19 protein-coding genes are annotated in these 22,239 nt (G+C 59.8%); 7 read left to right on the top strand and 12 right to left on the bottom strand.

Going from position 1 to position 22,239, the window contains the following annotated elements:
• Positions 1–208: 208 nt before the first annotated feature.
• From EKN07_RS01285 to EKN07_RS01295, 3 genes are all read right to left on the bottom strand, one after another.
• On the bottom strand, positions 209–2,650 hold the full coding sequence (locus EKN07_RS01285) for an excinuclease ABC subunit UvrA (protein WP_126145461.1): 2,442 nt from the start codon (positions 2,648–2,650) through the stop codon (positions 209–211).
• 212 nt (positions 2,651–2,862) lie between these two features.
• Positions 2,863–3,594, bottom strand: a complete 732-nt coding sequence (locus tag EKN07_RS01290; RefSeq protein ID WP_126145462.1) for an SDR family NAD(P)-dependent oxidoreductase — start codon at positions 3,592–3,594, stop codon at positions 2,863–2,865.
• Positions 3,595–3,892: 298 nt separating this feature from the next.
• Positions 3,893–4,777, bottom strand: a complete 885-nt coding sequence (locus EKN07_RS01295; RefSeq protein ID WP_206435643.1) for a LysR family transcriptional regulator — start codon at positions 4,775–4,777, stop codon at positions 3,893–3,895.
• Between the two features lie 87 nt (positions 4,778–4,864).
• Between EKN07_RS01295 and EKN07_RS13160 the strand changes: the two genes are divergently transcribed.
• From EKN07_RS13160 to EKN07_RS01315, 4 genes are all read left to right on the top strand, one after another.
• Positions 4,865–5,344, top strand: coding sequence for an aldo/keto reductase (locus EKN07_RS13160; protein ID WP_206435644.1), 480 nt, complete (start codon positions 4,865–4,867; stop codon positions 5,342–5,344).
• Positions 5,295–5,825: an aldo/keto reductase gene (locus EKN07_RS01305; protein ID WP_164546570.1), complete on the top strand. Its 531-nt coding sequence runs from the start codon at positions 5,295–5,297 to the stop codon at positions 5,823–5,825. Before EKN07_RS13160 ends, EKN07_RS01305 begins: the two co-directional genes overlap by 50 nt.
• A 172-nt stretch (positions 5,826–5,997) precedes the next feature.
• Complete coding sequence (locus tag EKN07_RS01310) at positions 5,998–6,876, top strand: aldo/keto reductase (RefSeq protein ID WP_126145465.1); 879 nt, start codon at positions 5,998–6,000, stop codon at positions 6,874–6,876.
• Positions 6,877–7,102: 226 nt separating this feature from the next.
• Positions 7,103–7,390, top strand: coding sequence for a carboxymuconolactone decarboxylase family protein (locus EKN07_RS01315; RefSeq protein WP_108715468.1), 288 nt, complete (start codon positions 7,103–7,105; stop codon positions 7,388–7,390).
• A gap of 196 nt (positions 7,391–7,586) precedes the next feature.
• On the opposite strand, the gene EKN07_RS01320 is transcribed toward EKN07_RS01315, so the two are convergent.
• From EKN07_RS01320 to EKN07_RS01335, 4 genes are all read right to left on the bottom strand, one after another.
• Complete coding sequence (locus EKN07_RS01320; protein WP_126145466.1) at positions 7,587–9,011, bottom strand: MFS transporter; 1,425 nt, start codon at positions 9,009–9,011, stop codon at positions 7,587–7,589.
• Positions 9,012–9,132: 121 nt separating this feature from the next.
• Complete coding sequence (locus EKN07_RS01325) at positions 9,133–11,604, bottom strand: glycoside hydrolase family 3 N-terminal domain-containing protein (RefSeq protein ID WP_241228092.1); 2,472 nt, start codon at positions 11,602–11,604, stop codon at positions 9,133–9,135.
• Between the two features lie 150 nt (positions 11,605–11,754).
• Positions 11,755–12,756, bottom strand: a complete 1,002-nt coding sequence (locus EKN07_RS01330) for an NADP-dependent oxidoreductase (RefSeq protein WP_126145468.1) — start codon at positions 12,754–12,756, stop codon at positions 11,755–11,757.
• Positions 12,753–13,277, bottom strand: coding sequence for an Rrf2 family transcriptional regulator (locus tag EKN07_RS01335; protein WP_164546571.1), 525 nt, complete (start codon positions 13,275–13,277; stop codon positions 12,753–12,755). Before EKN07_RS01335 ends, EKN07_RS01330 begins: the two co-directional genes overlap by 4 nt.
• Positions 13,278–13,581: 304 nt before the next feature.
• Here EKN07_RS01335 and EKN07_RS01340 point away from each other — a divergent pair, with 304 nt between their 5' ends.
• Positions 13,582–14,592: an aldo/keto reductase gene (locus tag EKN07_RS01340; RefSeq protein ID WP_126145470.1), complete on the top strand. Its 1,011-nt coding sequence runs from the start codon at positions 13,582–13,584 to the stop codon at positions 14,590–14,592.
• A gap of 810 nt (positions 14,593–15,402) precedes the next feature.
• On the opposite strand, the gene EKN07_RS01345 is transcribed toward EKN07_RS01340, so the two are convergent.
• Positions 15,403–16,089, bottom strand: a complete 687-nt coding sequence (locus EKN07_RS01345) for a Fic family protein (protein ID WP_241228093.1) — start codon at positions 16,087–16,089, stop codon at positions 15,403–15,405.
• Complete coding sequence (locus tag EKN07_RS12915) at positions 16,076–16,363, bottom strand: hypothetical protein (RefSeq protein ID WP_241228094.1); 288 nt, start codon at positions 16,361–16,363, stop codon at positions 16,076–16,078. The genes EKN07_RS01345 and EKN07_RS12915 overlap by 14 nt, the downstream gene beginning before the upstream one ends.
• A gap of 491 nt (positions 16,364–16,854) precedes the next feature.
• Here EKN07_RS12915 and EKN07_RS01350 point away from each other — a divergent pair, with 491 nt between their 5' ends.
• Entirely contained in the window at positions 16,855–18,093 is a 1,239-nt protein-coding gene (locus tag EKN07_RS01350; protein ID WP_126145471.1) for an ATP-binding cassette domain-containing protein, read from the top strand.
• A 148-nt stretch (positions 18,094–18,241) separates the two neighbouring features.
• Here EKN07_RS01350 and EKN07_RS01355 read toward each other — a convergent pair whose 3' ends face one another.
• Positions 18,242–19,171 carry a LysR family transcriptional regulator gene (locus EKN07_RS01355; protein WP_126145472.1) on the bottom strand — a complete coding sequence of 310 codons (930 nt, stop codon included), beginning with the start codon at positions 19,169–19,171 and terminating at the stop codon, positions 18,242–18,244.
• 183 nt (positions 19,172–19,354) lie between these two features.
• On the opposite strand from EKN07_RS01355, the gene EKN07_RS01360 reads away from it, so the two are divergent.
• Entirely contained in the window at positions 19,355–20,338 is a 984-nt protein-coding gene (locus tag EKN07_RS01360) for an alpha/beta hydrolase (protein WP_126145473.1), read from the top strand.
• A gap of 604 nt (positions 20,339–20,942) precedes the next feature.
• Here the strand turns inward: EKN07_RS01360 and EKN07_RS01365 are convergent.
• On the bottom strand, positions 20,943–21,164 hold the full coding sequence (locus EKN07_RS01365) for a DUF202 domain-containing protein (RefSeq protein WP_126145474.1): 222 nt from the start codon (positions 21,162–21,164) through the stop codon (positions 20,943–20,945).
• A gap of 68 nt (positions 21,165–21,232) precedes the next feature.
• On the bottom strand, positions 21,233–21,718 hold the full coding sequence (locus EKN07_RS01370) for a hypothetical protein (protein WP_126145475.1): 486 nt from the start codon (positions 21,716–21,718) through the stop codon (positions 21,233–21,235).
• Between the last annotated feature and the right edge of the window lie 521 nt (positions 21,719–22,239).

Here is a 22,239-nt window from a genome sequence, read left to right on the forward strand (position 1 = left end):
GCAGATGCAAGCGGGCGCTCGGTACAGCCTTGGGCGACTAAGACCTGCGGCTAGGATCCGCAGGGCCGAACCTGCATTCCCGGCCGCGAATCCGACTGCTCGCTGCGGGATCGGGCAGCTCGCCGGGAGCCGGGGCTGGCGACGGCCAGTGAGACAGCGGCAGCCTGCTGCGCGCCAAGGGTGGCGTACGGGCTTCCGGTGTTTGGGCTCAGCTAGCCCGGTCGCCTCTCCAGTCGCCTGCAAGCGGTCCTTCCAGGTATCGCGCCAGGTATTGGCCGGTGAGAGTTGACCGGGACTGGACAAGATCGTGCGGCGTGCCAGTGAAAACAACCGTCCCGCCCTCCTTTCCGGCCCCGGGTCCAAGGTCTATGATCCAGTCGGCATGCGCCATAACCGCTTGGTTATGCTCGATAACGACGACGGTACGGCCGTCGTCGACAATCTGATCCAGAAGCTGTAAGAGACCTGCAATATCGGCGAGGTGGAGGCCGATGGTTGGCTCGTCGAGCACGATCACGGCGGCTTCCTCCCCGAGCTGTGCGGCGAGTCGGAGGCGTTGGCGTTCCCCACCGGAGAGACTGGATAGAGGCTGGCCCAGGAGCAGGTACCCGAGTCCGACGGCGCGCATCCGTTCGAGGATTCGTACCGCAGAAGCAACTCTGGTTTCCTTCACCGAGAAGAGCGCGTGGGCGTCGTCTACGGATAGTGCCAGCACATCGGCAATGCTCAGCCCGCCGAAGCGATACTGCAGCACCTCCTGGGAGTACCGCCGCCCCTGACATGCTTCGCATACGGTTGTGACCGTCTCCATGAAGCCGAGTTCGGTGTCCACCACACCTGTTCCGGAGCAAACGGGGCATGCGCCGACGGAATTGGCTGAAAAGAGGGAGGGTTTAACGCCCGCCGCCTTGGCGAAGGCCTTGCGGATAGGGTCGAGCAGGCCGGTCCATGTGGCGGGGCTGGAGCGCCGCGATCCCTTCAAAACCGTTTGATCGAGGGTTACCACGCCATCGAGCGGGGAGAGACTGCCGTGGATGAGGCTGGACTTGCCCGAACCGGCCACACCCGTGACGACGGTGAGAACTCCTTGCGGGATATCCACGTCGACCCGTTGAAGGTTGTTGGTTGTGGCAGCGCGGATAGGAATATACCCGTGAGCAGTGCGAACAGTGGTTTTCAGTGCTGCTCGGTCGGCCAGATGACGGCCGGTCAGCGTGTTGCTATCTCGCAGTGCCTCGAGCGTGCCTTCGAAAACAATTCGACCCCCGTCATGTCCGGCCCCCGGGCCGAGATCGACGATGCGGTCCGCGATGGAGATGATTTCCGGCCGGTGTTCGACCACGAGAACCGTGTTGCCCTTGTCCCGCAGCGACAGCAGAAGCTTGCCCAGTGCGGCAAGATCATGCGGATGGAGGCCAATGCTCGGTTCGTCGAAGACGTAGGTGACATCGGTGAGAGCGGAGCCCAGGTGGCGTGCGAGTCTCATACGCTGCGTCTCTCCGCCGGAGAGGGTCGAGGTTGGCCTGTCCAGACTGAGGTATCCAAGGCCGATCTGCACGAATGCGTCAAGCATTTCTGCGAGGTGCTCAAGTAGCGTCGCGGCCCCCTCGATACCATCGACCTTTACTGTCTGAGCGGTTGGGCCCGATGGGTTCACTGCGGCGTCGTGCAGGTCGTGTATCCACCCGGCAAGGTCACTGAGCTGCATGGCACACGCCTGTGCGATGGTGAGACCGGCAATGCTTGCTGTGCGGGCATGTTCCGCGAGCCGTGTCCCGTCGCATTCGGGGCAATTGCGAAACACCACTGCCCGTTCAACAAAGGCTCGCATATGTGCTTGTAATGATGCGGGATCCTTGGAAAGCACGGAGGAGCGCAGCCGGGGGATAAGGCCCTCGTAGGTGATGTTATGCGACGATATGCGAATCTTCGTCGGTTCCTTGTAGAGGAAATCATCGAGCTGCTTCGCGGTGAAAGTCTTAATCGGCTTGTCGGCGGGGAAGAGACCCGTTTCGGCGAAGGCTTTAACGTAGTATCCGTCGGCGGTGTAGCCCGGAACTTTAATCGCTCCTTCTGCCAGCGAAAGATTCTCGTCGTACACGGCTGTGAGGTCGATCTCCGACACCGAGCCGGTGCCCTCGCAGCGCGGGCACATACCGCCTTGAACTGAGAAACGCCTGTGTTCGGTGACGGTGCGCCCGTTCTTCTCTGTTTTGATGGCACCTCCACCGCTTACTGAGGGGACGTTAAAGGCGAAGGCCTGCGGTGGGCCAACGTGCGGTGTGGACAGGCGCGAGTAGAGGAGGCGCAGTGAGCTGTTGATGTCGCTGGCGGTGCCGAGCGTGGAGCGGGTATTCGCGGGGAGGCGGTCTTGCGAGACGATGATGGCAGGTGTCAGACCTTCCAACCGGTCGACGTCGGGTCGAGCGGATGACGGCATGAAGTTCTGAACGAAACTCGAATAGGTCTCATTGATGAGCCTGCGTGACTCCGCCGCAATAGTCGCGAACACCAGTGAAGACTTACCCGATCCCGACACGCCGGTGAACACGGTGAGGCGGCGTTTTGGAAGCGTGAGGCCGATGTTGCGGAGGTTGTTTTCGCGTGCGCCGGTGACGGTGATGGCATCGTGGAGTGGGGCGGCAGTCATCTTCGTGCTCTCGTTTGAACCACCGTGCCCCTCGCAAGGGGCATTGGTGCGCTCGGTCAAGCTGTCGTTCCCTTCAGGAGAGCCGCTGGCGAGCCCGTCCCCGTGGCTCCTCTGCTCGGCTCGGTGGCTCTTCTGCTTGGCAGGGCCCTGATCGTGGGAGGATATCGCGTTCACCGGACGATCATATCTAATGCGGCATGCGCGCCGGGGGACTACCCCAATGGCACTCCGCTATATGTGGCGAGGGCATCGACCAACTGCTCCTGGAACGCCGTATCGCGTGTAGCGGGATGCGGTTCAAGAATTTCCTGATGGAACCAATACTCGCCGGTGACCTGAGCGGAGGGCATGTCGCTGGTGGTAAGCCATACCTGCGTGACGTGCCCCAGGCGAAGGTCGTCGGTCGCATCCTGGCTGCCCATTCGAGTGGGGACCCAGCCGGGCCGTACGGCATTGGCAAGAACCTCGGGCCACATCCGCGCCACATAAGAGGCCAACGCCGTGACCAGGAGCTTCGTATCGGAGTACGTGCGGGTTGCGCGGGTGTCGGACCAGTCGATCCCGCTGAGATCGGCGCGGCCGCCGGTGTGCATCCCGCTACTGCGGCAAACAAGGCGTTCCGGCCTATCAATGAGTGCCGTCAGAACATACGGGGCGACGACATTTACCGGAAGGAGCGCACGGCCATCGATGATTCCGGCATTGTGGATGACTGCGTCCATCTGACCGAGCCTGTTCACGTCATCGGCAAGTCTGGTGACTTCCTCGAGTTCGGCAAAATCGCCGCCGACGACGTCGGCACCACGATCCATAAGATCGGTGAGACTCCGCGCACGTTTCGCAGTGCGTGCATGAACGACGACGTCATGGTCGGCGTCGAGTAGCTCAGCGGCGGCATTTCGCCCGAGCTCCTGGGTCGAACCGGTGATGAAGATGCGGGACATCAAGACTTCTGACTGGTTTGCCGACCCTGGCGGAAGGGGCCGAGGCACGTGTGGGTAGGAATGACCGTCTCTGGAAGGGGAGACCACCGCCCATATGGGCCGCCGAAGCCTCGCTGTTTCCTCCGTCACATTCACGAGAGGCATATGGCATGCTGAGAAGAAGCATATGGCACGCTCGGGCGAAGAATTTGGCACGCTCGCCAAAAGGCTTGGCTCGGCGGCAACGCTTGCATCCCAACGCTGCAATGATCGCATCTGACGCGGTGATGGTCTTTACCCAACACGGTGACGTTTTTGCTCAATTGTGCCGGGATTCGGATTGGGCTGCTACCCACTCGAAGAGCCGGACGGCTTCGCGCGGGCCGTCTCCACGGACGAGCAGATGGTACGTTGCACGGGAAATCTCGTCGGGCAGGGGCAGCACCACGCCCGAGGTCGTATCGGTGAGGAAGACGGCGTCGGTGGTAAAACTCAACAACCCGGAGGTGGGAACAAGTTGCTGGAACACTGAGAAGTCCTCTTGCAGGATCAGCGTCGAATGTGGCAGGGCCATCTGCACCCGCTCCAGCCAGAATCCGACCCCCGCATACAGCAGGAAGGTCTCACCATCCAGGTCGTCGCGGGTCAGTGTTTTCTGCGCGGCGAGGCGGTGGCTCTCAGGTACGAGAACCGATAGTTGTTCGCTCATGAGCGGGACTGAGTTGATGGCCGGATAATGCAACGGTTGTAAGGAGATCGCCAGATCAATCTCGGCGCTGATAAGGCGCCGCTCCACATCACTTTGGCCGATGGTCTGGGAAGAGAGAAGCAGACCGGGGAAGCGCTCCACCGCAAGAGCGGTGAGACGCCACAGAGGCGCCGGGGCGACCGTTCCGACCGTCAGGGTCTGGGCGCGATTCGCCAGCTCGTTGAGCGCGGCGCGCATGAGACGCTCCTCCCGCAGGATCGAGTGGACGTATTCGAGTGCGGTGGCACCGGCCCTGTTCAGAGAGATGCTGCGCCCGTGCCTGTCAAAGAGAGCTATGCCGAGGTCCTTCTCCAGCCGTGCTAGTGAACGGCTGAGGGCGCTCTGGGACATGATCAATTCGTCCGCAGCGGCGCTCACCGTGCCGAATTCCGCCACCGCCTCCAACTGACGCAATTGTTCGAAGTTCATCGCCCAGTCCTTATGTGGATTGTGCATAAGCAGATGTCTAACATGCATTGTAAATAAAGGATTTGACCTGCGAGACTTATGTGTAACGAACGTAAAAGGCGTGCAGGCGCGCCGATGGGCGTGGATACACCGGCAAGCGCTCCATGGCTCAAGACGCAACAGAACACGGTGCCCGAGGGCAGGCGCCAGCGGGGCACCGAAGATGAGGAGGAGGGCAACATGCTCGAGTTCACCATGAACGACGGACGGCGTATCCCGGCTGTCGGTTACGGCGTATTTCTGATGACGCCCGCCGAGGTCGAGGCGCATCTGCCAGAGGCTTTTGCTGTGGGGTACCGGCATATCGACACAGCGAATGCCTATTTCAATGAGAAGGCGGTTGGCCGCGCCGTTCGCGCCAGCGGAATCCCGCGCGAAGAGCTGTTCATCACCACCAAACTCTTCCCGCAGAGCTACCCACTTGAGCAGTGCCGGGCGGATATTGATGCCACGCTGCGGCGTCTGGATATGGACTACATTGATCTTCTGCTGCTGCATCAGCCCTATGGCGAGCGAGTACACGCAGGCGTGGAAGGCCATGGAAGAGGCGGTTGAGGCTGGGAAGGTTCGCTCCATCGGCCTATCGAACTTCCCACAGCGCAAGCTGCAGGAGATTCTGGACATTGCGAACATTGTGCCGACGGTAGTGCAGGTTGAGATGCATCCCTACTGGAACCAGCATGCGATGAAGCAGCTCTTGGCGGATAAGGGTGTTGTGTTCGAGGCGTGGTACCCGCTCGGGCATGGCGATGCCACTTTATTGGCTGAACCCGTGTTTGCGCGTCTGGGGGAGAAGTACGGAAAGACGCCGGCGCAGACCATCTTGCGTTGGCACCTTCAGCAAGGCAACGTGATTTTTCCGAAGACGCTCAATCCTGCACACATGGCGGAGAACATTGACCTGTTCGATTTCGAATTGGCGGATGCCGAGATGGCCGAGATTGCAGAGCTCCCTCAAAAGCCGTACTACGTCATTCCGGAAGACGCGCCAGATTTCACCAAAACAGTCAATGACTATGACGCCATGCAGGACTAAGCACATCGGAACAAGGTCGCGGTTCTGGCGGCTGTGCTGTATGGCGCTTTCGCGGCAAGAGCGCGGGGTACGAAAGGTGCTCTCGGCCGCGGAGAACCACGCAGACACCCGCGGCCGCGCGATCCACAAACTATGCAGGTGGCGACACCTGCAGGCGCATGAAAGAAGAGCAATGCTGTACACAACACTGAATAATGGCGTTGAAATGCCCATGCTCGGCTACGGAGTCTTTCAGACCCCGCCCGATGAGACCGAGCGGTGCGTGACCGAGGCACTGGAAGTCGGTTATGGGCTTATCGACACGGCTCAGGCCTACGCCAATGAAGAGGGAGTCGGTGCCGCTTTCGCAAAGAGTGGTCTTGCACGGGACGAAGTGTTCATTACATCCAAGATCTGGGTGTCCAATATGAACTATGAACGTGCCGCCGCTTCGATTGATGAATCGTTGGAGAAACTCGGCACTGATCATATCGATCTGATGCTGCTCCACCAGGCGATGGGTGACTATCCCGGTGCGTATCGCGCGATGGAGGATGCATACAAAGCGGGCAAACTGCGCGCAATCGGGCTTTCCAACTTCTATCCCGAGCGGTTGATTGATGTCGCGACTCTGGCAGAGGTTCTGCCAGCCGTCAATCAGATCGAAACCCACCCGTTCCGGCAGGAGGACGCTGCTCATGAAGTGATGGCGAACCTTGGGGTTCAGCACGAGGCATGGGCGCCCTTTGCCGAGGGCCAGAACAACATCTTCACTAATCCGGTGCTGGCTGAGATTGGCGCCAAGTACGGAAAGAAGCCGGGCCAGGTAACCCTGCGCGCGCTGATACAGAAGGGCGTCGTCGTCATCCCGAAGTCAACGCATCGCGACCGTATGGAGGAGAATTTCAACGTGTTCGACTTCGAGCTGACCGATGAGGACCTCGCCGCTTTCCAGACGCTCGACGATGGCACATTCCCGCGCATCTTCGACCACTACGATCCGAAGGTCGTGCAATGGCTGCTCGGCGATCTCGTCAAGAAGCAGCAGCTGGGCGGCGGTAGTCTGTACTGACAGTACATGTGCGCGTGTCGGGTGATACAGGTGGTGTGTCCTCCGTCTGACAGTGGCACCTCGGCAATTGAGCGCGGCATGCCCATAGCTGAGCGTGGCACGCCCACAGCTGAGCGCGGCACGCACACAGTTGACACCGCATGACAGCGGCTCGTTGAGTTTTGCATTGATAGGAGAATGACAGACGGCAAAGAAGCAAACAGTCGGCCGCGATAATTTAGGAACCTTGGCCCCGCAATTTGCGGCCCTCAACGACGACGTTCTTTTCGCGCAGGTATGGGCACGTGAGGACGAGCTCAGCGCCCGTGATCGTTCCATGATCACGATTGCCGCACTGTTTTCGGTCGGCCTGTATCCACAACTGCGCGCGCATCTTGAGCTTGGAAAGGCGCATGGGATCACCAGGGAGGAAGCCGTTGAGATCGTGACGCAGTTGGCCTTTTGCTGTGGCTGGCCGAAAGCCTGGAGCACGTTCCCGATGATCGCGGAAATCTGGGGCGACGACGCTGCCTGAGGCGCAGGTACGCCGTCCGGACGTGAAGCGCCGCTACGCCGTACGGCCCCGGCAGACCCCGAGGTTCGAGCGCTGCCCCACGGTGCGGCCGCCGTACCCAAGCACGCCGGGCCCGACACTGGCTGCTGGTCCCGCGCGAGAGGAAAGCCTTCTAATGCGGCTCAGATTAACGTGAGTCTAACGCACAAAACCGAGGTCAGCTCTCCAGGACACTGCGCACCTGTTCGTCTGGCCGCCGACGCGTGAGCACGGGACGGAGCAGCAGATAGGTGTCAAATAGGATGAGCATAGCCAGAGCCGCCACGAGGAAACTCACTTCCGCCCCATTGCTCAAACGGCTCGCGTAGGTATTTCCCGGCAGAGTGAATGAGCGGTAAACGATGATTGTGAACAGTGCGGTACCCGCAGAGCCGGTGATTTGCTGGATGGTGTTGTTTAGGGATGAACCGTCCGGGTATTGCTCAGGCTCCAGGCTCTTCAAGGAGTTGGATGTCAGCGCGGTCATCGCGAACGGGAGACCCAGGGCATACACGACGCAGAATATGGCGAAGGAGGCCTTGCCGAGATCCCAGTACATTGTTGCGGCCACGCCCAGATAGCCGACGGTGCAGACGGCTAGGCCGTAGGGAACAATGCGCGTACCGAAGCGATCATAGGCAATTCCCGCCATGAGGTTGGCGATAGCAGTTGCGACACCGCTGGGAAGGATGAGCAGCCCCGCCTGGGAAGCGCTCATGCCCCACGTGTCCTGCAGGAAGAGCGGTGCGACAAGGATGGTACCAAATAGTATTGTCTGCAAGACGCCGACCAAGACGATGGAGGCACGGTACTGACGGTTCGCGAAGATTCGCACGTTGAGCAGTGGGCGCTCTAAGCGGAGTTGGCGCCGCGAGTACACGATAAGTGCTATAACGCCGACGCCTGCCGGCACTAATGTGGTCGGCGCGGTAAAGCCCGCGGAGGCGGCATTGCCAACCGCGTATACCACACCGCCGAAGCCGAGTATGGAGAAGATGACGGAGCGCATGTCGAGAGTGGTCTGCCGTGCTTCGATTGTGTCTGGTAGGAAAATGCTCAGGGCGATGATAAGAAGGATGAGTATCGGAATAATGACGTAGAACAGCCATGGCAGGCCGAAAGAGGTGAGGATGACTCCCGCAAAAGTGGGGGAGAGCGCCGGTGCTGCCATAAGTACGAACATCATGACGCCGTTGTAGGTGCCGAGCCTGTTCTTCGGTGCCAAGGTGATAATCACTGCCATCATCACCGGAGTGAAGAAGGAGCAGCCAAGGGCCTGAATCAGCCGTCCTGCCAGCAGTATGCCGAAGTTCGGAGCAAAAGCGGAGACAAGAAGGCCGAAGAGCAGCACGGTGAGCGCGCCGAGTACGGTTTTGCGAGATCCGAAGCGGCCCATCGCGAAGGCAGACAATGGCATGAAGGTACCGGTAATAAGCATGTACCCGGTTGTCAACCACTGGGCGCTTGTAACCTCGATGCCATAGATTTTTGAGATGGCGATAAGGGCGATGTTCATCTCGGCTTCGTTGAAGATGCAGACGAAGCCCGCGAGCACGAGGAGCGCGATGGTCGGCAGAGGCGACCTGGTTGTGGATACTGACATGTTCTTACAAAACGTGCGGTGATGATGCTAGACGATTGACGGCTCCGGATTGGCTGGATTCACGGCCCGGGTTGCCCGGAGCGGTGTGTATTGACTATTGGGCAATCCACCACTCATACCTCTACCTTAGCCTGCGAACTATTCGTACTATGCGTGCGGCTTGCTTCTCTAGTTCCTCGCGGGTGAGAGATACTCTCTGCTCCTTGCCCCGCTGTTCCTCACCACTGTGAGCTTTGCCGCCGGGCGCAGCATTGCCAGTGTGAAGAGCTGCCAGCAAGTTCTGCCGGTCATTCTCGCAGCCGGGCATAAACAACTCGTTACCGGCCTTTATGGTGGCCGCGGCGATTGCGCGCGGATACCTCTGATCTGTGCGCGCCATAGAGTCGATAACCCAGTCGGTCATAACAAGGCCCTTGTAGCCCCACTCCTGGCGGAGAAGTGTTTCCAACAAGGCGGAAGACTCGGAGGTATGAACTCCATTGATGAGGTTGTAGGAGGTCATCAGGCCATGCGGCTGGTCTGTACGGATCGTAATCTCAAAACTTCGCAGGTAGAGTTCGCGCGCAGCACGCTCCGACACATGGCTGCACGAGTGTAGGCGGTTGGCTTCTTGATTGTTGCAAGCGAAGTGCTTGATGGTTACTCCGCGCCCCGGATGGGCCTGCACGCCGCGCGCTATTGCAGCGGCCATCTGGCCAGATAGCAGTGGATCCTCGGAGAAGTACTCGAAGTTACGACCGCACAAGATTGAACGGTGCAGATTCACTGCCGGAGCCAACCAGAGGTGTACACCGAAGTGTTCCATTTCCGCGCCTACAATGTCGCCGAGTTTCTCGGCCAGTGTCAGGTTCCAGGTTTGCGCGATGGCCGTACCGATGGGAAGAGCGGTGGTGTACTGCTCGTAGGACCGCTGCGGCCGCCGGGGTGCGGTCTCGCCCGCCTGTGCTGGTGCATCATCTTCCCGTAACTCGGCATAAAGGCCGCCGAGCGCGGGGCGCAGAGCAAAGCGACCATCCGCATCTTCACCCACTTCCGGTGCCAAGCGCAGTCCGGCGGGTCCGTCGGCAAGAATAAGCGAGGGGAGACCGGGGATCGCGGTCGTTGTCTGTCCGGCCGCACCGATAAGGGTTTGTGAGGCCTGCCCGATGACGGATTGCTTCATGGCGGAGTCGCCGTAGTCACCAAGAACCAGATGACAGAGCTCATCGTCGGATAACCCGCTGACGTGGTCGAGCGCATCGGCAAGGTCTACGGGCTCGCAAGCGTCCGCGCGGCGGAGATCGGCGGCCGTGACAAGTACTCGCGGTACCTGGTTGTATGCGGGGCGCGGTGCCGCGTATTGCGGTGACGTGAAATCTGTGAATCCGGGATCGGCCAGTACCTGATGTACCCTGCGAACCGTAGCGGTTTCGGAGAGCTCGACGACGGCGCACACCTCCGTGTCGCGGCTAGACGTGCCGACGCGAATCACATATTCACCGGCTTCGAGAACCATGGCCACTGCCGCCGCATCGTAAGATGCGAGGTCGGCGAGGTCGAAGGTGACGGTGACCCGCTCGGTGCTGCCGGCCGATATCTCATCGGTTTTTGCAAAGCCTGCCAAGACTTGGTGCGGCTGGTCGAGCCTGCCGTTGGGTGCGCTGACGTACACTTGTACAACTTCCTTGCCCGCGTGTTCGCCCGTATTGGTAACGGCCGCCTGCACGCTGACCAGCGAGTGGTCCGAAGATACTGCGCGCACCTCGACGTCGAAGGTGGTGTATCCGAGTCCGAAACCGAAGGGGAAAAGCGGTGCGACACCAACCGAGTCGAAGTAGCGATATCCGACGTAGATGCCTTCGCGGTAGTACGTGTCGTCTGGATCGCCGAAGTTGCCGATGGAGGGGTAATCTTCCCACGCAGTCCAGGTGGTTGAGAGTTTTCCGGAGGGATAGCTCCTGCCGAGCAGGACGTCGGCAAAAGCATCACCAATACTGGCACCAAGCTGTGAGAGAAGGAGGATATTGGGTACGTGGCTCACCGGGCTGAGGTCGACGACGCCTCCCACATTCAGAACCAGTAGGAACCTCTCAAACTGGGCGGCAAGAACCTGAATATCCCTGATTTCGGAATGCGTGAGGAGTACGTCGCCGCGCTGCGCCACCCGGTCGTTGCCCTCACCCGACTCGCGGGAGACCACGTACACCGCGGCGTCGCCCGTGCCTGCAAGCGGCAGATCATACTCCGGCGCGGCTTCGACGGCGCCCATGCCGAACTCCGGTGCCGGAATACCGGCCTGCGCGGCACGCCTCTTCAAATCTGCGACGAAGCGGCGGTGATGCGCGGCGGCGACGTCGTCGTAGGCATCGAGCCACGGCTTGGTTGTCAGCACGAAACCGGCATTCTCCAGCCCTTCTTCAATGGTGACAACGTGGCGAGAATTGACGTCGCCCGAACCGCTGCCGCCTTTGACAGTGCGACGCGCCCCCGCGCCGTACAAAGCGAGCCTGCCCGGGTGGGAGAGAGGGAAGGATCCGTCGGACTTCAGAAAGACCATCGATTCGGGGGTATTGGCTCGGACTACCGCGAGATGGTCGATCTCGTATTGGTTCACCTATCGTAACCCGTCTACTTGTGTTGACATTGTTTCCCCCGGTGATGTGGTGAGCAAGCGGTCGCATGCTGTCGGGCACATGCGCACCATTCATCACCGGGGCAACACCGAGTCTAGTCATTTGCCGGGCGGCGAGTTGTGCGTCGAGTATCAAGGGACCAAGACGAGCTTACCCGCAGCGCCGCCGGCGTCTACACGAGTCAGGGCCTCCGCAGCTTCTTCCAGTGGCAGAACGTCACCTATATGGGCTTTGACACCGCGACCGGCAAGAACCTTGACCGCCTGTTCCAACTGTTCGCCGTCGGAATGTACGTAGACGAATCGGTATCGCTGCTTTCGGGCTGCGGCTGCCCGGTCGAAGCACATTCCTGCCACAGTGAACAGAGCCCGCTTGAGGTGCCCGTACGCTTCCCGGCGTGCGAACTCACGGTTAGGACCGCCTCGCAGCGACACCAGGGTTCCACCCTCGCACATGATTCCCAGTTGGCGTTTGACTTCTTTGCCGCCGAGACCATCGATAACGAAGTCGACATCTCGGAGCACTTGCGTGTAGTCCTGAGTGCGATAGTCGATGAACTGTTCCGCGCCTAAGGCGAGAATACGTGGTTCGTGCCGAGCATTACCCGATGTGATAACGCGTAACCCGCGATCTGCAGCCAGCGGAATAATCGTTGCGCCCAGGCTACCGGTGCCGCCGGAGATAAACACCGTGTTGCCAGGGCGTGCTCCATGCAAGAGGTCCAAAGCCTGCGCTGCTGTTAACGCGGTCAGTGATAGGGAAGCGGCCTCTTGGAAGTTGTAATCATCGGGGATCGGTGCCAGCGCGTTTTCGTCTACCGCTGCGTACTGCGCGAACGCTCCGATACGATTAACCGGCATTCGGCACATGACGCGTTGGCCGACCTGCACGCGGGTCACCTCCGCCCCGACCGCTTCCACCTCGCCGGCCAGCTCGTTACCCAAGATGAGCGGAGTTCGGTATCTGGCGAGGAGCTGAACCTCCTTGCGTGCGATCATCGTGTCAACAGGATTGACACCCGCGGCACGCACGCGCACCAGGGCATCTCTCGGTGCGACTTTCGGTTCGCGGACATCGTCCACCTGAACGGCGTAGGGCGCCTTTCCATAGTGGATCAGAACAGCCGCCTTCATTCGTTTCCTCCCGGCTTTAGTTGGGCTATTTCGTCTGGATGTAATCGCGCGCGCATGCTGCCGATGCAGTCGTGAAGCGACTGCGACGCCAAGGCGCATCGGAGGGCGTCTTCGGCATGTGCCATGACTTCGGAAAGTACCGGCGTGATGTGCCGCCCCACAATGCAGTCATCGTTGGGATTGCGGTGTAGATCCATCACGCGAAGGGGTTCGCCGCAGGCGGCGTCATGAATTGCCAGCAGCGTGGCATCACGGGGTGCCATAGCCATCTCGTATCCCTGCGAACCGCTGCGTGAGGTAACGATGCCGGATTGGACCAGACCTGCCATTACCTTGCGCACATAGCTAGCGTTGACTTCCGTGCTAGTAGCAATGCGGGCGGAGGTTATGGGGCTATCTGCCGCGGATGCTTGCGAAATCAGCATCAGTCCGTGGACGGCAACGGAGAATCGGGTATCCCTAGCAACTTCCTGTGCTAGCAAATGATACAGCTTCATGTTCTGGCGTGGTGCCGTGTTCATGTTCTGGTGCGGCGTCGTTCTCAGGTTCCGATACGGCATCGTTTGCCGCGATGACCGAGCGGGGTCTGGTTGAAACGGCCTGACACTGGCACACTAGAACTTGTTGGACGCTGGCGCTGCCATGGATCGTTTCTTTCTCACGGATGAAGGAACGACGACGGCGAGACTCGTATCCGCGGATGTGGGTAGATACCGCTAGGGCTAGGTGCTACCTCTTGGCCGGAGTGTTTGTTTCTGCGGATGTGCGGAGGCGCTGGCACACCTCCGGTAGCCGTCCAGACGATAAGGAACGGGAGACGTAGACATGCAATACACCAAACTAGGAACGACGGATATCACCATCTCGAAACTCTGCATCGGTGGGATGAGCTTCGGGCGAGTCTTCGAGGACTTCCACCAGTGGGTTATCGACCAGCCGACGACGCAGGCGGTGATCGCCCGCGCGTTGGAACTCGGCATCAACTTCATCGACACGGCCAATGTGTACGCCCACGGTACCAGTGAGGAGTTCATAGGAGAATCACTTAAGAAGCTCGGGGTAAAACGCGAGGACGTAGTACTTGCCTCGAAGGTGTATTTCAACGAGGGGAACCTCTCCCGTGCCGCGATTACCCGAGAGATCGATGGAACACTGGCCCGCTTGGGCACCGATTACCTCGATCTGTACATCATCCATCGCTTCGACTATGGCACTCCGATCGAGGAGACGATGGAGACCCTCGACTCGTTGGTCCAGGCAGGCAGGGTTCGTGCGCTCGGAGCGTCGGCCATGTACGCCTATCAGCTCCACAATATGCAGGTGGTGGCGCATGAAAACGGCTGGACGAAGTTCGCCAGCATGCAGAATCATTATAACTTGCTGTACCGGGAGGACGAACGAGAAATGATCCCTGTGTGCCAGCAATATGGTATGTCGCTCACCCCGTACAGTCCCCTCGCTTCGGGGCATTTGACGCGACCGACATGGGATTCTGATTCGCTTCGGTCAACCACGGACGGCACCATGCGTAGGAAGTATGATCGCGATCGGGAGACGGGTATTCCGATTGTTGGGCGGGTGGCAGAAGTTTCCGAACGGTACGGCGTCGCCATGTCTGATGTAGCTTTGGCCTGGCACTGGGTCAAAGGCGTTGCCGCTCCCATCGTCGGGTGCTCGCGCCCGAGCAGGGTTGACGATGCTGTGCGAGCGTTGGATCTCAAACTGTCCGACGACGACGTCGCCTATCTGGAGGAGCTATACGTACCGCATGAGCTGGTCGGGCCGCTTGCCCGTCCGGGCGACAAGCCGCTTCCTGGAGCCGCTGTTAGAAGGTGACGCGGGTCGGCGGTGAAGCGGGTCGATGGTGAAGACGCGTGCGCTGTCGGGCCTCCGCTCCGGGGCGGGGTGCCGCGCGCGAGTCAATGCGCCGGGTACTGACCGGGGAAGATAGTTGCGGGCTGGCACGCTCGGCCATCGAGCGGGGGCCGGATGTGGGTGGTGGGTCCATTTGGCGACTATGGATTTGCTCCGTGTGTTTTGGCGTGGTCCGGGTTCTTCACGGGAGTGCGTGAAGAACCCGGAGTGGATCCATAGCCGACCGAAGAGGGAACCTGGTGCCAGCGAATTCATGCCTGATTAAGCTCCGAGTGCGTTCCTGCGCCATGGTGGAGAGGTTGCCTTCTCGTGTTTTGAGTAGGGTCACGGTTCGCTCCATGTGGAAGTTGGTGATTATCGCGCTGAAGGTCTTGCCGGTGCTGTTCTAAATGAGTCGGCTGAGATCGGAAGGTGAGTAGCCGAAAAGAGCGGCCGTCTCCGCCAAGGTTGCGTGGTGGTAGTTGACGCCAAGACAGTCAAGAACGGCCACAATCAGGTTGTTTGGAGCGCCGGGCAGCTGTAACGGTGATCGGTGCCATCATCGACGTGGCACCGGCAGCAATTCTGCTTCTCGCGTTGCTTCCCCTCGTCAAATACAGGCTTGACCAGCCGACGATGGACCGGATAACGGTAACTCATTGCGCGGCGTCAAGGAGAGCCTGTGAAGGAGGCGGTTGCCCTTTGACCGCAGGATCGGGTTGCCTGTCAATGGGGTGGGCTCGTGTCAGCGCCTCCCGCCGCCGGGCAATTCCAAAGCTGCGGGGACCGGGATTAGCCATCTGGTCGGCGGACGCGCCACCAGCCAGATCGTGCGCTTCCCTCCCGACTTAATTGGCCGGCGGCTCGCAGCTCAGCTATGAGTCGCTCGGCCGTCCGCTGCGAACAACCGAGTTGTACCGCCAAGGCACGTACGGTCAGGTGCGGGTCATCGCGGAGCAGCCCGAGTATTCGCTGCCGTCGATTCTGCAGTGGGTGTGGCTCAATGTAGGGGAGTAGTGCGTCGCGGATCGCCTCGAGCGCGAAGACGACAAAACTCTCGCAAGACCCCGCTTGATTTGATGTGGCAATGGTCCGGTAGTACTCCTCTTGGCGTGCATGGATAACGGTTTCGACCGGCAGCCATGCAAGCGGAGCCCGCCAGTGTGACAGTAGCAGCGTATGCCAAAGGCGCCCAGTGCGCCCGTTACCGTCGGTGAACGGATGAATAGACTCAAACTCGTAATGGAAAAGGCACGAGGCGAGAAGTGGGTGAAGGTCTGTCGAACTCAGCCAGGAGAACAGGTTCCGTATGGTATCCGGCACGTATTTTGCTGGGGTGCCGGGATGGATCAGCTTGCCGTCTTTGAAGACTCCCGCGTTACCAGCCCGGAACTGCCCGGCATCGGGAATCAGTCCGTCCATGAGTATGGCGTGTGCCTGTAGGAGGTCCGCCGGGGAGTAAGGGTCAAAAGAACTCATGTGTGTAAGCACGGTTGGCGTTCTCAACCTCACGAATATCCGATGGCGGTCCGAGTACCCGCTCACCGTTGATGATTGCGGTGACGTCTTGGTGCGACAGCGAGTTCCCTTCAATGAGGAGCGAAGAGTGAATTGTTTGGATTCGCGTCTCGCGGCGAAGATGAGGGTTGGTGCTCAAACGGGGGTCTGGGCCCAATCTTCCAATCAACTCGGCGATGTCCATGCATAGGCTGTCGATCTGTGCGGTATGTATGAATGGCTGTGAATAGCCCATGGTTGCCCCTTCGAGAGATCTCGATCACCGTCAAAGTTTACCGCCAATGGCGGTGAAGTGCAGACCGCACTATGGTGATGGGTGGCGCCGCTAGTGTCCGCGGCGTTTTGGCATTGTTGGCATTTTGGCATCGTCGGACCTGCCGCGTTCCGAGGGCCGCGATCCCCGTTACCGTGCCGATAGGTGCCAGCAGTGCCGTTGCGCCCAGGTAATGGTGTTGTGGTGGTGCAAGAACTCGCGCAGGGTGAACTCCAGGTACGGCCGAGCGCCTTTGGCAAGCGTCGGCGAGCGAAAGGATCAGGTGCATGACAGACTAGCGATGCCTCACAAGCACCCACGCGAAACAACCGCACGAGGCCATGCCCCGGGTGTCGCATCGCTCATGTCCGCACAACTTCATGACACAGTTGCGTATCTCCGCCGTCGTCCGGCATATGCGGCAGTGATGCGGGATTGCCGCACCGCGTGGCCTCCGAGTACAAGGAGGCGCAATGCAGCTCAACCTTTCCGAACTTGAATTTACCTACCCTGGCGCGAGTACACCGATCCTCGCCGGCATTACTGTGAGCTTTCCGCAAGGATGGACCGGGATAATCGGTGACAATGGCTGTGGTAAGACAACGCTCGCGCGTATTGCCTGCCGGGAGCTTGAGGCCGACGTCGGCGTCGTCGTACCGGACTTGTTGGCATACTACTGTGCGCAGGATGCGACGGAGCTGCCTAAACTCTTGGAAGACTTCGCTTATGCGTACGATGCGCGCACACTTCGTATTCGGCGGGAACTCGAGATCGAGGACGACTGGGCGTGGCGATATGAGACCTTGTCCGGCGGTCAGCGGAAGATGACACAGATAGCATGCGCTCTGTGGAACGCGCCGGATGTATTGGTGCTCGACGAACCGACAAATCATGTTGATGCTTCTGCGCGTGCGGCCATCGGCCGTGTGTTCGGGAGTTTCGGCGGTATCGGGATCCTCATTTCACACGACAGGGAATTGCTTGATGCCCTGTGTTCGCAATGTCTGTTGATGGGATCGGGAGGAGCCGTGTTGCGGCCCGGCGGGTACTCGGATGCCACCGCGCAAGCGGAGTTGGAGGCCCTAACCCTGCTGCGGCAGCGGGACACGGCAAGACGTGAGCAGAAACGCATCGCCCGGGAAGCGCAGCGACGGCGTGAGGAGGCGTCGCGTACCGCTTCGCGGCGTAGTGGGCGCAATATCGCCACCCGTGATAACGACGCTCGCTTTCGGCTGCGTCAGACCATAGTGAGCGGGAAAGACGGGGTGGCAGGACGGCTTTCGGCAAGAATGGAGGCGCGGCTTGAGCGGGCCAATACGGAGGTGGAAGGGATCCGCTTAGAAAAGCACTACGACGCTGAGGTGTGGGTCGACTCCCGCCCTAGCAGGCGGCCTGTCGTGCTCGAGTTGCCGCAACAGGATCTAGCACTGGGTGAATCGAAAATCCTGCGCACACCCCCGCTACATATCGGTCATCGTGAGCATATTGCGCTGGTGGGAGATAACGGTAGCGGTAAGACGACGTTAGTGAAGGCTTTGCTGGGCCCGCGAACCGATGGAAGTGTGGTGCGTTCACCGTCTGAGAATAGCGTGCCGGAGCACGGACGTTTCCTCTACCACGATGCACCGTTGATTTCGGCGACGACGTCGATCACGTGGAGGATCAAGCCGGAAACGGAGGGCGCGCTGCGATTAGTGGTGGAGGGCGCTTGAGAGTGCGGATGCGGCCTGGCGGATGCGGCTTGAGAGTGCGGATGCGGCCCATGGGGCAACGATGCGACTTTCCGCATGTTACTGCTACCTTCGCTACGCACTACATCGCTCATCGAGATGCCGACGATGCGACCTCCGCATGGCATTTCTACCTTTCCGCTGGGTGCGCTGTGCGCGTGGGATCGTCCCCATACACTTCTTCCGTCCTCATCGTGCTGCGCACCTGCTCCAGAAAACGTTCGGCAATGGGGGAGAAGACCTGCCCTTTTCGCCAGATGAGGTACACGGGTGACGTCAACGTGGGCGATAGGGGGCGGAAGACTAGATCACTAGTGGGGCCGGTATCGACAAGCCGATCAAACGTGAGCAAATAGCCGAGGCCCTCACGCGCGAAAACCGATCCGTTATAGGCGAGGCGAAATGTTCCTTCGAGGTGGAGTTCCTTCATGCGCTTTCCCGCCCAGCGCGGTATATCGCTGGCCCAGGACTGCTCGGAACAGAACAGGGGGAGCCCTGCGAGGTCATCGATAGTGAGCGCGCTCGAGCGAGCGAGTGGGTCGTCCCGGCGCATAACAACACCCCACAAGTCGGCAGCCGGCAGCCGCAGCACGTCATATCTTGTGGCGTCGGGTTCTTCCACCAGAGCGGCGAAGTCCAGCACACCGCGATCCAGTTTCTCAGTGACCTGCTCGGTGTCTCCGCTGGTGATGTGGTAGCGAAGTCCGGGGTGGTTTGCCTTGAGCCGACGGATCGCACCGGCAATAAGGCGAATCTGGAAGGACTCAGCGAGACCGAGATGAAGGTCTCCGCCGGTGATGTCCCGTAAGGCGGCGAATTCAGTTTCGATTCGATCGGCTAGGCGTATAAGGTCGTCGGCGCGGTCGCGTAGTAGCCGTCCTTCGTCGGTAAGTTCGATGCTGAAGGAGTGCCGGATGAACAGTTTCTGCCCGAGCTCTCGTTCGAGGGCTTTGAGTTGTTTGGAGAGCGTTGGCTGTGAGACACCCAGTATTTCAGCGGCACGGGTCATGTTGCTGTCGTGTGCGACGGCCGCGAAATAGCGCAAGGTCCGTATCTTCATGTGATATTCGTCTCCCATCGCTCCGCAGAGTTAGACAAACTCGATGATATGCACATCAAGAATAACTGACATGCACGTTAGGCATTGGTGGAATATCGGCGGAGTGGATAGTTTCAATAGCAGGAATCCGCGCGAGCGATCAACCGCCTAGGCGTCGCGCGCATCCTCTGGAAAGGAGAGGACATGACGAACGAATCTCTTGAGTTGACCAACGAGTGGGACAAGGTCTTTCCGGCCTCGGTGGAGGTCGGCCACGAAAGGGTTACTTTCCACAATCGATTCGGTATCACTCTGGCGGCCGACCTCTACACGCCGAAAGGGGTATCGGGGCCACGGCCAGCGTTGGCGGTGTCCGGCCCGTTCGGTGCGGTCAAGGAGCAGTCCAGCGGCTTATACGCCCAAAAGATGGCCGAGTACGGCTTCTTGGCCATCGCCTTCGATCCCAGTTTCACGGGTGAGTCCGGCGGCACGCCGCGCTACATGAATTCGCCGGATATTAATATCGAGGATTTCCAGGCCGCCGTCGATTACCTTTCCGTGCGCGACGACGTCGATGCGGACAATATCGGCATCATTGGCATTTGCGGTTGGGGAGGAATGGCGTTGGCCGCCGCTGCGGCAGATCCACGCATTAAGGCGACGGTCGTCTCCACTATGTATGACCTGAGTCGGGTGGCGGCCAATGGCTACTTCGACTCGGCGGACTCCGCTGAGGCCCGCAATCAGATGCGCGCATCCGTGGCGGCCCAGCGCACTGCCAGCTACAGGGTTGGCACCTACGCCATGGCGGGTGGCGTGGTGGACCCGCTTCCCGACGATGCGCCGCAGTTCGTCAAGGACTATTACGACTATTACAAGACGCCGCGCGGCTACCACCCGCGCTCGCTGAACTCGAATGACGGGTGGACTGTTATTGGCGGGTCGTCGCTAATGAATGCCACGCTGTTGGGCTACATTGAGGAAATCGAGAACGCTGTGATGATTGTGCATGGGGAAGAGGCGCACTCGTTCTATATGGGCAAGGATGCCTTCGCTCGGCTCCAGGGGGACAACAAGGTGTTCGTTCCTATCCCTGGCGCCTCCCATACCGATCTGTACGACGGCGGTGGGAAGAACGCCATCCCATGGGATCAGATCGCTGAGTTCTTCGCGCTGCATTTGTGCTGACCGCGACGAACTCGGTCCGCATGCCCGGCGGATGGGGGAAGCCTCGCAATTTCTTTATCTAGTGGTCTCTCACCGGTCCCCACGCCGATGAGGGCGCGGGGACCGCCGTCTAATCCGTATGAACATGGCGGCACCTGGGCACAGCGCGGTCCCGTGCCCTGCAAGGTGGCGGTCGGGATGGCAGCGTCTCTTGTGTGCACAGTTGGACCTGGTCCAACCGGAGGAGATCGCTGACCATTGCCAGCCCACCCCGCGTGGCTGAACTGTGGGTGCCACGCGCATGGGGAGATCGGTGCGCGTCCGCTATGTGGGAGTCTGCGTAGCGCGTCTATGGTGTGAGTTGCCGGTGCGCGTCCGCTATGCGGGAGTTTGGTAGTGGGGAATGAAGGGCGGATGTCAAAATCCCGTCCAAACGACGGAAGACTTGAATGTCTCCATTGAAGGAGTGGCGGAATTTCGCGGATCTTGTGGCTTGGCTCTGCTGCGTGATGCTCGTTTGGACGGGATTTTGACACGCCACCGGCAGTCGAAGGGAAGGACAAGGGCAAAGGTCGTCCAAAATTGATGTGGCACCCTCAATCCACGAACATCGACTTTGCCCACGCTAGGGGGCGGTGCTGTATTCACCGTCTTGGCGACGGCGCCGTTGACGGTAGAGGCCAGCAAAGAGTGAGCACAGCCCGACAACTGCGAGCACTGCGCCAGCCTCCCACGATCCTCTGCCCGTTGTAGCAACAAGTATCAGTAAGGTCACCCCAGCTGCCAGAAGCGCGACTCCGAGTTTTGTCAACCAGCTGGTATCGGGGGAATATGATGTCCAACTCATGGTGATCACAGTGCCGAGCAGCTCTTGTTTATGACCTTATAGCCAAACGGCTGAGCCCATGCTCGCATTTAAATCTCGGCACATTGTCTTCCCTTCGGGCCTGTCTTGTCAGCTAGATACCAGCCAAGGGCAGATCCAAGTGCCGAGCAGGCGACGCCACCGATCACGCCACCGCCAGCAAGCGTGCACAGACCACCTGCGGCTCCGCCCCATCCGACGCTACTTCCGAAGTTCCAGTCTCTTGGTGTCAGGTAAATGCATAAGTAGCGTCCAACGCCCACATGGAACTGCGGGGAAGCGGTACCTCCAGTTTGATCATCAGAGACGACTTTCCATCGGATCCCGTTTGTCTCGTGCATAACGCCATCGGCTGGCACGGTCTCGCTCTTCCTGAAGATCTCATCTAGGTCTGACTCTTGATCCTGGACTTGCGCGACTACTGTTGTGGTACCTCGCATGCCGGTTGTCTTCTCGGACGGGGTGGCGGCGGCCGCCGAACCAAGAGCGAGTGAGGCCGCCAGAAGCGATCCGAGAAGTGTTAGTCCTCTTCTCATGGTTCCGTTCTCCCTTTCGAACTTCGTTGTAAGAAAAGAGGCACGCCAAATGCATGACGTGCCTCTGAAGAATATTATATGGCTTGTCGTTTCCTCCCTGTCAAGGTTTGGGTTATAGGTCATTTTGTGTTGTTGGGGTTAGTCCCGGGTGCTGTGGTAGGGGGTGGAGTTCGTGGAATCCGAACCCGCCGAGGCTCCTGGCCGCCGCAGCTATGGGCGCCCAGTCGTCCTGGGCACTGGTGGGGCGGAGCATTTGGCATCCGTGGAGCGGCACAACGTCGACGAGGAGAGAAGTGCCGTCGGAGCTTCGCACAGACAGCTGAATCATCTACGGGCATAACCTCTCATGTGAGAAGCGTTTGCGGGCAGGGCATCGCGTTGGCAAGCGATGGAGCCCAATAGCCAGTGCAGAAATGACACAAAGCGGTGTATCGCGGAGGTCTGCTAGCCGGCGCGCGGACTTACGGCGGGCACTGTCAGCTGGGGCCTGGACCGAAGTCAGCGAACTCGAGGATGCGCTA

Source organism: Actinobaculum sp. 352, assembly GCF_003957265.1.
In the GTDB taxonomy this organism is placed as follows: domain Bacteria; phylum Actinomycetota; class Actinomycetes; order Actinomycetales; family Actinomycetaceae; genus Asp313.